Here is a 13,057-nt window from a genome sequence, read left to right as displayed (position 1 = left end):
GTTGTGTCATGACCGTCTCCACGATTGCCGTCCTCGATTACGGCTCCGGCAACCTGCATTCGGCCACCCGCGCTCTGGCCCGGACCGGCGCGCGCGTCGAGGTCACATCCGATCACAAGGTCGCACTCGCGGCCGACGGTCTGGTCGTTCCCGGCGTCGGCGCCTTCGCCGCGTGCATGGAGGGACTGCGCGCGGTCCGCGGGGAGCGGATCATCGGTCAGCGTCTGGCCGGCGGACGGCCGGTCCTCGGGATCTGCGTCGGCATGCAGATCCTCTTCGAACGCGGAGTCGAGTTCGGCGTCGAGGCGGAAGGCTGCGGCGAATGGCCCGGCACCGTCGACCGGCTCCAGGCCGACGTGCTGCCGCACATGGGATGGAACACGGTCGAGGCCCCCGACAACAGCACGCTGTTCGCCGGCATCGATCCCGACACCCGGTTCTACTTCGTCCACTCGTACGCGGCCCAGTCCTGGGACATGCCGACACCGGAGCGGCTGGCGCCCCCCGCCCTGACGTGGGCCGACCACGGCGGCAAGTTCCTCGCCGCCGTCGAGAACGGCGCGCTGTCCGCCACCCAGTTCCACCCCGAGAAGTCCGGTGACGCGGGCGCGGAGCTGCTCCGGAACTGGGTGCGCAGTCTGTGACCGAACCCGGGGACGGGCGCGGCGACCTGTCGATCGGCAGGCTCGCCGTGTACGCGATGGGCGCCGCCACCGCGGTGCTGGTACTCGCCACCGCCATCATTCTGGTGGTGAAACCGGGCCCCGTCCTCGGGCTGATCGTCGGACTGCTCGGTGTCGCAGGTGCGATCGCGGCCATGGGCTTCGTGTCGAAACGCATGACCCGCAACGCGTACGGTCCCGATCCCGAGGACCCGGAGCCGGGTTCCGACCGCTGAGCGACTAGGGTTGTCGCACGTGAGCCTGGTCCTTTTGCCTGCTGTAGATGTCGTCAACGGTGAAGCTGTTCGCCTCGTCCAGGGGGAGGCAGGAAGCGAGACCGGATACGGCTCGCCTCGTGATGCCGCCCTCGCATGGCAGAACGACGGTGCCGAGTGGGTGCATATCGTCGACCTCGACGCCGCGTTCGGTCGCGGCTCGAACCGCGAACTCCTCGCCGACGTGGTGGGCGAGCTCGACGTCCAGGTGGAACTGTCCGGTGGGATCCGCGACGACGCGTCGCTCGAGGCCGCACTGGCCACGGGCTGCGGCCGCGTCAACCTCGGTACCGCCGCCATCGAGAACCCCGAGTGGTGTGCCCGCGCCATCGCCAAGTACGGCGAGAAGATCGCCGTCGGTCTCGACGTGCGCCTCGTCGACGGTGAATACCAGCTCCGCGGTCGCGGCTGGGTCACCGAGGGCGGAAACCTGTGGGAGACGCTCGCCCGGCTCGACAAGGACGGCTGCTCCCGGTACGTCGTCACCGACGTCAGCAAGGACGGCACCCTCACCGGCCCCAATCTCGAACTCCTCGCGCAGGTCTGCGCGGCCACCGACGCCCCCGTGGTGGCCTCGGGCGGCGTGTCCACCATCGACGACCTCCGGGCGATCGCCGGGCTCGTCGATCAGGGGGTCGAGGGATCCATCGTCGGCAAGGCGCTGTACGCGGGGCGGTTCACCCTCCCCGAGGCGCTCGCCGCGGTTTCGGGCTGAGTTCCCGCCATGGCCCTGTCCCGTGATCCCCGGGAGCTCCTCGCCGTCGCCAGTGAGCTGCTCGACGGCGTGCACAACCGGTTCGTCTCGGGCGTGGGTGCGCCCAGCGCCGTCCACAAGGGTCCCGACGACTTCGCGACCGCCGTCGACCTCGAACTCGAGAAGCGGCTGACCGGCGAACTGCGCGACCGGACCGGCATCGACGTCCACGGCGAGGAGTTCGGCGGCCCCGACCTCGGCAGCGGACCCGTGTGGGTGCTCGACCCGATCGATGGCACGTTCAACTATTCGGCCGGTCTGCCCACGGCGGGCACGCTGCTCGCGCTGCTCGACGACGGGGTTCCCGTTCTCGGTCTCACATGGCTGCCGCTCGTCGGACGCCGGTATGCGGCCGTCGCGGACGGTCCGCTGCTCGAAGGGGGCACGCCCCTGCCTGCGCTCGGTCGCACGTCGCTGGCGTCGTCGATCGTGGGCTTGGGCGCACTGAACATCGACAGTCGCGGGCGCATCCCCGGCGCGTACCGGCTGCAGGTCCTCGCGCAGCTCAGCCGGGTGTCCTCCCGGATCCGGATCCACGGATCCACCGGCGTCGACCTCGCGTTCACCGCGGCCGGAATACTCGGTGGCGCGGTGGTGTTCGGCCACAATGCGTGGGACAACGCCGCCGGCGTCGCGCTGGTGCGCGCTGCGGGTGGTGTGGTGACGGATCTCGGCGGCAAGCCCTGGACCGTGACGTCCGACTCGGTGCTCGCCGGAGCGCCCGGAGTGCACGGCGAAATTCTCGATATCCTCGGATCACTGGGTGATCCTCGTTCCGAGCCTTCAGGAGGGCGTACGCAATGACTCTGGCGGTTCGAGTGATCCCGTGTCTGGACGTCGATGCCGGACGCGTCGTCAAGGGCGTCAACTTCGAGAACCTGCGGGACGCGGGTGACCCCGTCGAGCTGGCCGCCGCATACGATGCCCAGGGAGCCGACGAGCTCACGTTCCTCGACGTCACCGCGTCCACCGCGGACCGGGGCACCATGCTCGACGTGGTGAGCCGGACGGCGGAGCAGGTCTTCATCCCGCTTACGGTCGGCGGCGGTGTCCGCACCGTCGAGGACGTCGACCGGTTGCTGCGCGCCGGTGCCGACAAGGTCAGCGTCAACACCGCCGCGATCGCCCGGCCCGAGTTGCTCCGCGAACTCAGCGAACGCTTCGGCTCCCAGTGCATCGTGCTGTCGGTCGATGCGCGGACCGTGCCGCAGGGTCAGCCCGACACCCCGTCGGGGTGGGAGGTCACGACGCACGGCGGCAAGCGCGGCACCGGTATCGACGCGGTCGAGTGGGCGGTCCGCGGCGCCGAACTGGGTGTCGGGGAGATCCTGCTCAACTCGATGGACGCCGACGGCACGAAGGCCGGTTTCGACCTGCCCATGATCCGGGCGGTGCGCGCCGCCGTGCACGTGCCGGTGATCGCCAGCGGGGGAGCGGGCGCCGTCGAGCACTTCGCACCCGCGGTCGGCGCCGGCGCGGACGCTGTCCTGGCGGCCAGTGTCTTCCACTTCGGCGACATGACGATCGGCGACGTGAAGAAGTCCATGCGTGAAGAAGGGATCACCGTCCGATGAGTCTCGACCCCGCCATCGCGTCACGGCTCAAGCGCAACGAGGCGGGACTGTTCAGTGCTGTCGCGCAGGAACGGTCGACGGGCGACGTCCTGATGGTGGCGTGGATGGACGACGAGGCCCTCGCGCGCACCCTCGACACCCGCAAGGGCACGTACTACTCCCGGTCCCGTCAGCAGTACTGGGTGAAGGGCGAGACGTCGGGTCACACGCAGTACGTCCACGAGGTGCGGCTCGACTGCGACGGCGACACCGTGCTGCTCGTCGTCGATCAGGAGGGGGCGGCGTGCCACACGGGCACGCACACCTGCTTCGACACCGACGTGCTGCTCACTGCGGAGTAGCGCACCGGCACTCGGGCAGAATGTTCGCCATGCCACTCATTCAGATCAGCCAGACCCCCGGGCTCACCGCCGAGCAGAAGCGCGCCACGATCGAGGCCGTCACCAAGGCCTACGCCGACGCGACGGGCAAGGATCCCGCGAAGGTGTGGGTGACGATCACCGAGGTCCCGCGCGACAGCTGGGGTGTCGGCGGGACGCCGCTGGGGTGAGTCAGGCTCTGCCGGTGCCTGACGCGATGCTCTTGTCGAGTTGGGTGAGCATGGTGCCGGACAGTTCGGACAGCTGACGGACCTGTTCGGCGGACAGTCCGTCGAAGATCAGTGAGCGAACGGATTCGACGTGCGGGGGTGCGGCCTCGACTACTTTGGCCATGCCTTCGTCCGTGAGGACGGCGTCGGAGCCCCGGCTGCCGCGGATGCTCTCGCGGCGCACCCAGCCGGCTTTTTCCATCTTGGTGATGACGTGCGACAGCCGGGACAGTGACGCGTTGGCGCGCTGGGCGAGCAGGGACAGCTGGAGGCGCCGGTTGGCTTCGCCGGACAGCGAGGCGAGGACGAAATACTCGAAGTGGGTGAGTGCCGAGTCGCGTTGGAGCTGGGTGTCCAGTGCGGCGGGGAGCCGGGTGACCAGGGCGATGAGGGTGAGCCAGGCCTCCTGCTGCTCTGCGTCGAGCCATCGGGTGCCGGGTTCTGCGGGCTTGCCCTCGTCGTTCCCACTCATCAGTGGTGTCCTCCATCCGTACGTCGATCCACGCGTGCAGCGTGTTCACCATAGTTAGCACGTCGCGGGCCGGATCGTGTCCGGGGAATAGTTGCCGCGCCCATCGGTTGACTCCTATAGTAACTTGAAGGTTCAACATTGGCTGTCGATGTTGGATCTCGGATCCGAAGGAGTCGCGATGACCGCCACGATGCCCGCACTGTTCCTCAGTCATGGTGCGCCTCCGCTGGTCGACAGCGAACTGTGGGTGTCGCAGCTGGCGAAGTGGGCAGGTGACCTGCCGCGGCCGAAGGCCATCCTCATGGTGTCGGCGCACTGGGAATCGGCGCCGCTCACGATCGGATCCACCACCACGGGCACGCCCCTCGTCTACGACTTCGGTGGCTTCCCCGAGCGCTTCTACCGGACCACGTACGAGTCGCCCGGCGCCCCCGAACTCGCGGCGCAGATCGTGGCGCTGATGCCGGACGACGAGACCGTGTCGCACCAGCCGCACCGCGGCCTGGACCACGGCGCCTACGTGCCGTTGACGGTCATGTACCCCGACGCCGACATTCCGGTCCTGCAGATCTCGCTGCCCACGCTCGACCCGCAGCGACTGCTGCACCTCGGTGAGCGGCTGCGACCCCTGCGCGAGCAGGGTGTGCTGATCGTCGGTTCGGGATTCACCACCCACGGGCTGCCGTTCCTGCGCGACCCGTCACCCGACGCGAAGGCGCCCGGCTGGTCGTCGGAGTTCGACGCCTGGGCGGACGAGCGTTTCGCCGTGGGCGACGTCGATTCGCTCATCGACTTCCGCTCGCTCGCGCCGGGCATGCCGTACGCCCACCCGACGATCGAGCACTTCGCGCCGCTGTTCGTCACGCTGGGCGCCTCGAGCGATCCGGAGCAGATCCCCCGGCAGGTGATCGACGGCTTCTGGATGGGGCTGGCCAAACGGTCGATTCAGGTGGACTGACGCGTCCGGAGGAAGGCGAGCGCCTGATCGCCGTGCGTGTTGGCGCGGAACTCGCTCGAGATGACCTCGAGCACGGTGCGGTCGGTGTCGATGACGAACGTCGACCGCTTCACCGGGGCGAGTTTGCCGAGCAGTCCGCGCCGGACGCCGAACTTCTCCGCGACGGCTCCGTCGGCGTCCGACAGCAGCGGGTAGTCGAACGACTGCGCCTGCGCGAACGACGCCTGCTTCTCCACCGCGTCGGTGCTGATCCCGGCGCGGGACGCGCCCACCGCGGAGAACTCGATTCCGAGGTCACGGAAATGGCAGGCCTCGGCGGTGCAGACCGGCGTCGACGCCGCGGGGTAGAAGAACAGCACCAGGGGGCCGTCCTCGAGGAGGCTCGACAGGGATCGCGCGATGCCGTCCTGATCGGGCAGGGTGAATTCCGGTGCGAGCTGACCTGGCTTCATGAGAGCCGAGGCTACCCGCGCACGCAGACACGACGAGTGCGCCTGGGATGATGGTCGGCATGCACGGCGAGCCCACCACGATTCCCGCACCCGAGTCCGCCGCCACCCCGGCCGACGGCGGGTCCGACTCGACCACCACGCGCGAGCAGTTCCACGCTCTCGCCGCCGAACACCGGGTGGTCCCGGTGACGCGCAAGGTGTTGGCAGACGCGGAAACCCCGCTGTCGGCGTACACCAAGCTGGCGGCGAACCGGCCGGGGACCTTCTTGCTCGAGTCGGCGGAGAACGGCCGATCGTGGTCGCGATGGTCGTTCATCGGCGCGGGCAGTCCCGCCGCGCTGACGGTCGTCGACGGCGAGGCCGCGTGGTACGGCAACGTTCCCGCGGGCGCACCGTCCGGCGGCGACCCGATCGCGGCCCTCGGCCAGACGCTGGAACTGCTCCGCAGCGAGCGGCTGCCCGACCTGCCGCCGCTGACCGGCGGCATGGTGGGTTTCCTCGGCTACGACGCGGTGCGCCGGATCGAGCGGATCGGCGAGCACGCCACCGACGATCTGCAGATCCCCGAGATGGTCATGTTGCTGGCGACGGACCTCGCGGCCGTCGACCACCACGAGGGCGCCATCACCCTGATCGCCAACGCGGTCAACTGGGACGGCACCGACGAACGCGTCGACGAGGCCTACGACTCCGCGGTCGAGCGGCTGGACCGGATGACGCACGCCCTGTCAGCCCCGGCGTCGTCCACCGTGTCCACGTTCGCGAAGCCCGCCCCCGACTACCGGCGTCAGCGCACCACCGAAGGTTTCGGCGCCGACGTGCAGAAACTCGTGGGAGACATCGAGGCGGGCGAGGCATTCCAGGTGGTGTTGTCGCAGCGCTTCGAGATCGACTGCACCGCGGACCCGATCGACGTCTACCGGATGCTGCGCGCCTCCAACCCCAGCCCGTACATGTACCTGCTCAACGTGCCGAACGGCGACGGCGAGACCGCGTTCTCGATCGTCGGTTCGAGCCCGGAGGCCCTGGTGACCGTGTCGGAAGGCGTCGCCACCACGCACCCGATCGCGGGAACCCGGTGGCGCGGGCACACCGAGGAGGAAGACATCCTGCTCGAGAAGGACCTGCTCGCCGACGAGAAGGAGAACGCGGAGCACCTGATGCTCGTGGATCTGGGCCGCAACGACCTCGGGCGCGTGTGCGAACCGGGCACGGTGAAGGTCCACGACTACCGCCACATCGAGCGGTACAGCCACGTGATGCATCTCGTCTCCACCGTCACGGGTCACCTCGCGGACGGTAAGCACGCCTTGGACGCCGTCACCGCGTGCTTCCCCGCGGGCACGCTGTCGGGTGCGCCGAAGGTCCGGGCGATGCAGCTGATCGAGGAACTCGAACCCACGCGCCGGGGCATCTACGGCGGCATCATCGGGTACCTCGACTTCGCCGGCGACGCCGACACGGCCATCGCGATCCGGACCGCGCTGATCAAGGACGGCATCGGGTACGTCCAGGCGGGTGCGGGCGTCGTCGCCGACTCGAACCCCGAATACGAGGACACCGAGGCGCGGAACAAGGCGATGGCGGTGCTCAGCGCGATCGCGGCGGCGCACACGCTGAAGACCCTGGGAGGCGACACGCAGTGAGTGACGCGTCGGAGACGGCCCGGGAACCTGCGCAGGCGGGACGTCGCCGGTCGATGATCTCGGTGCTGCTGCTCGCGGTCGCCGCTCTGTGTCTGTGGGGTGCCTCCCGGATGACGTGGGTGGAGGTCACCTCCTCCGACGGGCTCGGCGAGGAGCGCACGTCGGCGCTCGTCGGCGGCACGTGGGCGGCGGCGCTCACGCCGCTGGCGCTGACCCTGGTCGCCGCGATCGCCGCGTCGTTCGCCGTGAAGGGCTGGGCGCTGCGGGTGCTCGGTGTCCTCGTCGCGGTCGTGGCCGTCGGGGCCGCGGTCCCCGCGGTGGGGCTGATCGTCTCCGGCGCCTCCGACGACGACGCGGGCCGGCTGGCCGAGCTGCCGGGCCGCGCCGAGGTCCAGTCGGTGTCCGTGCACGTCGGACCCGCCGTTCTGGCGCTGGTGGGCGCCCTGGCGGCGCTCGCAGCCGCGGTGGAACTCGTCCGCCGTCCGCGGGTGCGGGCCGGGCTCTCCTCCAAGTACGACAGCCCCGGTGCGCGACGGGACGCCGCGAAGAAGGCCGGCGCCGATTCGGCCGAGGGGCCCGTCACCCAGCGCATGCTCTGGGACGCACTGGACGCGGGGGAGGACCCCACGGTCGAAGACAAGAAAGCCGAACCTGTCGACAAAGTTGACGGACCGGACAAAGACCCGGGGACCCGAACGTAAACAGAATCAGAGTGCCATCTAGGCTGACTTCACCCCTGATGATGTTCCTCACATCGGGTTTCTGCCCAGAAAGGACTCGGGCCACGATGACCGTTCTCGACTCGATTCTCGACGGGGTGCGCGCCGACGTCGCCGCCCGCGAAGCCGTCCTTGACTTCGCCGCAGTCAAGGCTGCCGCCGCTGCCGCACCGCCGGCCCTCGATGCCGCGGCCGCCCTGCTCGAGCCGGGCATCGGAGTCATCGCCGAGGTCAAGCGTGCGAGCCCCTCGAAGGGCGCGCTCGCCGACATCACCGATCCCGCCGAGTTGGCCGCCGCCTACCAGGCCGGTGGCGCCCGCGTGATCAGCGTGCTCACCGAGGAGCGCCGATTCCAGGGGTCCCTCGCGGACCTCGACGCCGTCCGCCGCGCGGTGAGCATCCCGATCCTCCGCAAGGACTTCATCGTCGGGCCGTATCAGATCCACGAGGCCCGCGCGCACGGCGCCGACGTCGTGCTGCTCATCGTCGCCGCCCTCGAGCAGGACGCGCTCGCGTCGCTGATCGACCGCACGGAGTCGCTGGGCATGACGGCCCTCGTCGAGGTCCACACCGAGGAAGAGGCCAACCGCGCGCTCGAGGCGGGCGCCAAGGTCATCGGTGTCAACGCCCGCAATCTCAAGACGCTCGAGGTCGACAAGAACACGTTCGGCGAGATCGCTCCCGGGCTGCCCACCGAGATCATCAAGATCGCCGAGTCCGGTGTGCGCGGCACGGCCGACCTGCTGGCCTACGCCGGCGCGGGAGCCGACGCGGTGCTGGTCGGCGAAGGCCTCGTCACCAGCGGGGATCCGCGCAAGGCGGTGGCCGATCTGGTCAACGCCGGCGCTCACCCGTCCTGCCCCAAGCCGTCACGCTGAGGCTGCGTCGGCGGAACTGACCCGGACGGCGGCGGAACCCGGCGTTGGGGCAGACTGGACCTGTGACTTCACGTAATCAGGAAACCGTCTTCAAGGGTGGCAATCTGCCGACTGCCAGCGCCGGAATCGCCGAGCGCACGACGCACGACCCCGACGCCGGAGGACACTTCGGCGTGTACGGCGGACGGCACGTGCCCGAGGCCCTGATGGCAGTGATCGAGGAGGTCACCGCCGAGTACGAGAAGGCCCGCGCCGACGACGCGTTCCTGAACGAACTCGATCGTCTCCAGCGCGACTACACCGGCCGTCCGTCCCCGATCTTCGAGGCGAAACGGATGAGCGAGTTCGCCGGTGGGGCCCGGCTCATCCTCAAGCGCGAAGACCTCAACCACACCGGCTCGCACAAGATCAACAACGTGCTCGGCCAGGTGCTGCTCGCCAAGCGCATGGGCAAGACCCGCATCATCGCGGAGACCGGCGCCGGCCAGCACGGTGTGGCCACCGCCACCGCCTGCGCGCTCCTCGGCCTCGAATGCGTCATCTACATGGGTGCCGTCGACACCGAGCGGCAGGCGCTGAACGTCGCCCGCATGCGGTTGCTGGGCTCCTCGGTGGTGTCGGTCGAGTCGGGGTCGAGGACCCTGAAGGACGCCATCAACGAGGCGCTGCGCGACTGGGTCACCAACGCCCACAACACGTACTACTGCTTCGGCACCGCTGCCGGGCCGCACCCGTTCCCGACCATCGTCCGCGACTTCCAGCGCGTGGTCGGTCTGGAGGCGCGTGCCCAGGTGCAGGCGCTGACGGGTCGGCTGCCCGACGCCGTGACGGCGTGCGTCGGCGGCGGTTCCAACGCCATCGGCATCTTCCACGCGTTCCTCGACGACCCGGCCGTGCGGCTGGTCGGCTACGAGGCCGCCGGTGACGGCGTCGAGACCGGGCGGCACGCCGCCACGTTCGCGGCGGGCACCCCGGGCGCGTTCCAGGGCGCGTACTCGTACCTGCTGCAGGACGAGGACGGCCAGACCATCGAGTCGCACTCGATCTCCGCGGGCCTCGACTACCCCGGTGTCGGACCGGAGCATGCACTCCTCAAGGACATCGGCCGCGCCACCTACGAGCCGGTCACCGACACGGAGGCCATGGACGCGCTGCGTCTGCTGTCCGAGCGGGAGGGCATCATCCCGGCCATCGAGTCCGCCCACGCCGTCGCCGGGTCGCTGCGACTGGGCCGCGAACTGGGGGAGGGCGCAATCATCGTCATCAGCCTGTCCGGGCGCGGCGACAAGGACATGGACACGGCCGCCAAGTGGTTCGGACTGTTCGATCCCGACGACTCGACCGAGACCACCACGACTGACAAGGAAGGTTCGGCCAAGTGAGCGAACGACTCTCGCGCCTCGCCCCGACGTTCGCGCAGTGCCGCGAGGAGAAGCGCGCCGCGCTCGTCGGGTACCTCCCGGCCGGTTTCCCCACCGTGCAGGAGTCCATCGACGTGTTCAAGGCGATGGTCGAGTCCGGTTGCGACATCGTCGAGGTCGGCATCGCCTACTCCGACCCGGTGATGGACGGGCCCACCATCCAGGCGGCGGCCGAGACGGCGCTGCGGAACGGTGTCCGTGTGCGTGACGTGTTCACCGTCGTCGAGGCGATCGCCTCCGTCGGCGGCAAGGCCGTCGTGATGACCTACTGGAATCCGGTCCTGCAGTACGGCGTCGACAAGTTCGCCCGCGACCTGGCGAGCGCGGGCGGCCTCGGCCTGATCACGCCCAACCTCATCCCCGAGGAGGCCGGCGAGTGGATCGCCGCGTCGAAGGAACACGACCTCGACCGGATCTTCCTCGTGGCGCCGTCGTCGACCGAGGAACGTCTCTCGATGACCCTGGACGCGAGCAGCGGCTTCGTGTACGCCGCGTCGACGATGGGTGTCACCGGCGCCCGTGACGCGGTGTCGTCGATGGCACCCGAGTTGACGGCCCGTATCCGCGCCCACTCGGACATTCCGGTGGGTGTCGGACTGGGTGTCCGCTCCGGCGCGCAGGCCGCCGAGATCGCCGCGTACGCCGATGCGGTCATCGTCGGATCGGCGCTGGTCACGGCCGCGGAGAGCGGTCTGGACGCGGTACGCTCGCTCACGAAGGAACTCGCCGAGGGCGTTCGCTCCGCTACCGTGGCGTCGTGACTTCCACTGTGGACGTACTGGCCTACATTCCGAGTCCGCCCCAAGGTGTCTGGTATGTCGGACCGGTGGCCCTGCGCGCGTACGCGCTGTTCATCATCGTCGGGATCGTCGTCGCAATCGTGTGGGGTGACCGTCGCTGGGTCGCCCGCGGCGGCGAGAAGGGCACCGTCCTCGACATCGCCATCTGGGCGGTGCCGTTCGGCCTGATCGGCGGCCGTCTCTACCACGTGATGACCGACTGGCCGACGTACTTCGGGGAGGGCGGCGACCCCGTCGACGCCCTGAAGGTGTGGCAGGGCGGTCTCGGTATCTGGGGCGCCGTGGCACTCGGCGGTGTCGGCGCCTGGATCGGGTGTCGCCGTCGCGGCATCCCGCTGCCTGCGCTCGGCGACGCGGTCGCGCCCGCGATCCTGCTGGCGCAGGCGATCGGCCGGCTCGGAAACTACTTCAACCAGGAACTCTACGGTCGCGAGACCGACGTGCCGTGGGGGCTCGAGATCTTCGAGCGGCGCAACGACGTGGGCCAGGTGTCGCCGCAGCTGATCGACGGGGTGTCCACCGGCGAGGTCGCGTTCGTGGTGCACCCGACGTTCCTGTACGAGGCGCTGTGGAACGTGCTGATCGTGATCCTGCTCGTGTGGGTCGATCGCCGCTTCCGCATCGGTCACGGCCGACTGTTCGCCCTGTACGTGGCCGGTTACTGCGCCGGCCGCTTCTGGATCGAACTGATGCGCAGCGATCACGCGAGCCTCATCGCCGGTGTCCGCGTGAACTCGTTCACCTCCGCCCTGGTGTTCGTCGCGGCCCTGGTGTACTTCTTCGCCGCCACGAAGGGCCGCGAGGACCCGGCCGAATTGCGGCCCGCCGACGGCGAACCGGTCGACGGCGAGACCGCGGAGAAGGAGCCCGAGAAGAGCGTCGAGGACGCAGGCAAGGACGAGGGCACGTCGGAGCCGGTATCGGACGACAAGGCCGCGAGTACTGCGAGTACCGGCGGCGAGGCGGGCACGAAGACCATCGACAGCAAGAAGGATGACGCGAATGACTGAACCGGGGAAAGCATCCGACGATTCCGGCAAGGGTGCATCCGAGGACGCACACAAGGTCGACCTGGGCAAGAGCAGCGACGGCACGGAGAACAGCACGGAGTCGAGCCTGCCGCCCGAGTTCGGCTCTCCCTTCGATTACGACGCCACCGCCGAGGCCTCGCTGTCCCAGCCGCCGGCCACGTCGGACGCGACGCCGTCACCGAGTTCGACCGGCACCGGACCGGGCTGGGACACCTACTCCGGTGTCGGCAACGGCCCGGGGTGGGGGTCCACGCCGACCTACCCGTCGCCGAGCGGCACCGAGCCGACGGCCCCGTTCCCGAACGTGGGCGAGCCGACTTCGCCGACAGCGCCCTACACCGGGTACGAGAACCCCCAGCAGCAGCCGGACGGTCCCACCTACGGCGCACCCGACCCCAACTACGGCGCGCAGTACGGGGCGGCTCCGCAGTCGTCGCAGGACTACCCGCAGCCCGGGTACCAGCAGCCCGGGTACGGACAGCAGCAGGGTTACCCCCAGCAGGGGTTCCCGCCGCCCGGATACGCCCCCGCCGGCTACAACGCGTACGCCGATCCGTCGGCGCCGTTCGGCAGGCACCCGCTGACGGGTGAGCCGTACTCCGACAAGTCCAAGCTGACCGCCGGTCTGCTGCAGATCTTCCTCGGCGGCTTCGGAGTCGGGCGGTTCTACCTGAACCAGCCCGGCATCGCCGTGGCGCAGATCGCCGTCACGTGGCTCACCTGTGGAATCGGCGGAATCTGGCCGCTGGTCGACGGCATCATGATGCTGACCGGGAGCGTGAAGGACAAGTACGGACGACCCCTGCGGGAGCAGTGACGATCCCCG

Annotated in this window: 17 protein-coding genes; 15 read left to right on the top strand and 2 right to left on the bottom strand. The window is 69.5% G+C overall.

Annotated elements, in window-relative coordinates; genetic code table 11:
* The first annotated feature begins 8 nt into the window (after window positions 1-8).
* From hisH to ACLIVD_RS23960, 7 genes are read left to right on the top strand one after another with little or no spacing between them, the layout of a single operon-like run.
* On the top strand, window positions 9-644 hold the full coding sequence (gene hisH, locus ACLIVD_RS23990) for an imidazole glycerol phosphate synthase subunit HisH (protein WP_283352529.1): 636 nt from the start codon (window positions 9-11) through the stop codon (window positions 642-644).
* On the top strand, window positions 641-898 hold the full coding sequence (locus ACLIVD_RS23985; protein WP_009473676.1) for a membrane protein: 258 nt from the start codon (window positions 641-643) through the stop codon (window positions 896-898). Before hisH ends, ACLIVD_RS23985 begins: the two co-directional genes overlap by 4 nt.
* A 19-nt stretch (window positions 899-917) precedes the next feature.
* Window positions 918-1,652 carry a bifunctional 1-(5-phosphoribosyl)-5-((5-phosphoribosylamino)methylideneamino)imidazole-4-carboxamide isomerase/phosphoribosylanthranilate isomerase PriA gene (gene priA, locus ACLIVD_RS23980; RefSeq protein ID WP_005247511.1) on the top strand — a complete coding sequence of 245 codons (735 nt, stop codon included), beginning with the start codon at window positions 918-920 and terminating at the stop codon, window positions 1,650-1,652.
* Window positions 1,653-1,661: 9 nt separating this feature from the next.
* Entirely contained in the window at window positions 1,662-2,495 is an 834-nt protein-coding gene (locus ACLIVD_RS23975) for an inositol monophosphatase family protein (protein ID WP_280782513.1), read from the top strand.
* Window positions 2,492-3,265 carry an imidazole glycerol phosphate synthase subunit HisF gene (gene hisF, locus ACLIVD_RS23970; RefSeq protein WP_005247506.1) on the top strand — a complete coding sequence of 258 codons (774 nt, stop codon included), beginning with the start codon at window positions 2,492-2,494 and terminating at the stop codon, window positions 3,263-3,265. The genes ACLIVD_RS23975 and hisF overlap by 4 nt, the downstream gene beginning before the upstream one ends.
* Window positions 3,262-3,606 carry a phosphoribosyl-AMP cyclohydrolase gene (hisI, locus tag ACLIVD_RS23965; protein ID WP_061044217.1) on the top strand — a complete coding sequence of 115 codons (345 nt, stop codon included), beginning with the start codon at window positions 3,262-3,264 and terminating at the stop codon, window positions 3,604-3,606. The genes hisF and hisI overlap by 4 nt, the downstream gene beginning before the upstream one ends.
* A 29-nt stretch (window positions 3,607-3,635) precedes the next feature.
* Window positions 3,636-3,815: a tautomerase family protein gene (locus ACLIVD_RS23960; protein ID WP_005247502.1), complete on the top strand. Its 180-nt coding sequence runs from the start codon at window positions 3,636-3,638 to the stop codon at window positions 3,813-3,815.
* Window position 3,816: 1 nt separating this feature from the next.
* Here the strand turns inward: ACLIVD_RS23960 and ACLIVD_RS23955 are convergent, their stop codons facing one another.
* The gene (locus ACLIVD_RS23955; protein ID WP_491930762.1) at window positions 3,817-4,326 is read right to left on the bottom strand and encodes a MarR family winged helix-turn-helix transcriptional regulator; all 510 of its coding nucleotides are present in this window, start codon (window positions 4,324-4,326) and stop codon (window positions 3,817-3,819) included.
* Window positions 4,327-4,504: 178 nt separating this feature from the next.
* Here ACLIVD_RS23955 and ACLIVD_RS23950 point away from each other — a divergent pair, with 178 nt between their 5' ends.
* On the top strand, window positions 4,505-5,284 hold the full coding sequence (locus ACLIVD_RS23950; protein ID WP_283334305.1) for a dioxygenase family protein: 780 nt from the start codon (window positions 4,505-4,507) through the stop codon (window positions 5,282-5,284).
* Here ACLIVD_RS23950 and ACLIVD_RS23945 read toward each other — a convergent pair.
* A complete protein-coding gene (locus ACLIVD_RS23945) occupies window positions 5,272-5,736 on the bottom strand; it encodes a peroxiredoxin (protein ID WP_009473669.1) in 465 nt (154 codons plus the stop codon). The genes ACLIVD_RS23950 and ACLIVD_RS23945 overlap by 13 nt on opposite strands.
* Window positions 5,737-5,795: 59 nt before the next feature.
* On the opposite strand from ACLIVD_RS23945, the gene ACLIVD_RS23940 reads away from it, so the two are divergent.
* From ACLIVD_RS23940 to ACLIVD_RS23910, 7 genes are all read left to right on the top strand, one after another.
* Window positions 5,796-7,382, top strand: a complete 1,587-nt coding sequence (locus ACLIVD_RS23940; RefSeq protein WP_280782508.1) for an anthranilate synthase component I — start codon at window positions 5,796-5,798, stop codon at window positions 7,380-7,382.
* Entirely contained in the window at window positions 7,379-8,083 is a 705-nt protein-coding gene (locus tag ACLIVD_RS23935; protein ID WP_280782507.1) for a TIGR02234 family membrane protein, read from the top strand. Before ACLIVD_RS23940 ends, ACLIVD_RS23935 begins: the two co-directional genes overlap by 4 nt.
* A gap of 86 nt (window positions 8,084-8,169) precedes the next feature.
* Complete coding sequence (gene trpC, locus ACLIVD_RS23930) at window positions 8,170-8,979, top strand: indole-3-glycerol phosphate synthase TrpC (RefSeq protein ID WP_005247490.1); 810 nt, start codon at window positions 8,170-8,172, stop codon at window positions 8,977-8,979.
* Window positions 8,980-9,041: 62 nt separating this feature from the next.
* On the top strand, window positions 9,042-10,361 hold the full coding sequence (gene trpB / locus ACLIVD_RS23925; RefSeq protein WP_005247488.1) for a tryptophan synthase subunit beta: 1,320 nt from the start codon (window positions 9,042-9,044) through the stop codon (window positions 10,359-10,361).
* Window positions 10,358-11,161, top strand: a complete 804-nt coding sequence (gene trpA, locus ACLIVD_RS23920) for a tryptophan synthase subunit alpha (protein ID WP_009473666.1) — start codon at window positions 10,358-10,360, stop codon at window positions 11,159-11,161. The genes trpB and trpA overlap by 4 nt, the downstream gene beginning before the upstream one ends.
* Window positions 11,158-12,210, top strand: a complete 1,053-nt coding sequence (lgt, locus tag ACLIVD_RS23915) for a prolipoprotein diacylglyceryl transferase (RefSeq protein ID WP_280782506.1) — start codon at window positions 11,158-11,160, stop codon at window positions 12,208-12,210. The genes trpA and lgt overlap by 4 nt, the downstream gene beginning before the upstream one ends.
* Window positions 12,203-13,048, top strand: a complete 846-nt coding sequence (locus ACLIVD_RS23910; RefSeq protein WP_283352524.1) for a TM2 domain-containing protein — start codon at window positions 12,203-12,205, stop codon at window positions 13,046-13,048. Before lgt ends, ACLIVD_RS23910 begins: the two co-directional genes overlap by 8 nt.
* Window positions 13,049-13,057: the final 9 nt, after the last annotated feature.

It is taken from the genome of Rhodococcus sp. G6(2025) (assembly GCF_058628105.1).
The sequence above is the reverse complement of the archived record's forward strand: the minus strand, read 5'-3'. Positions and strand labels throughout refer to the sequence as shown.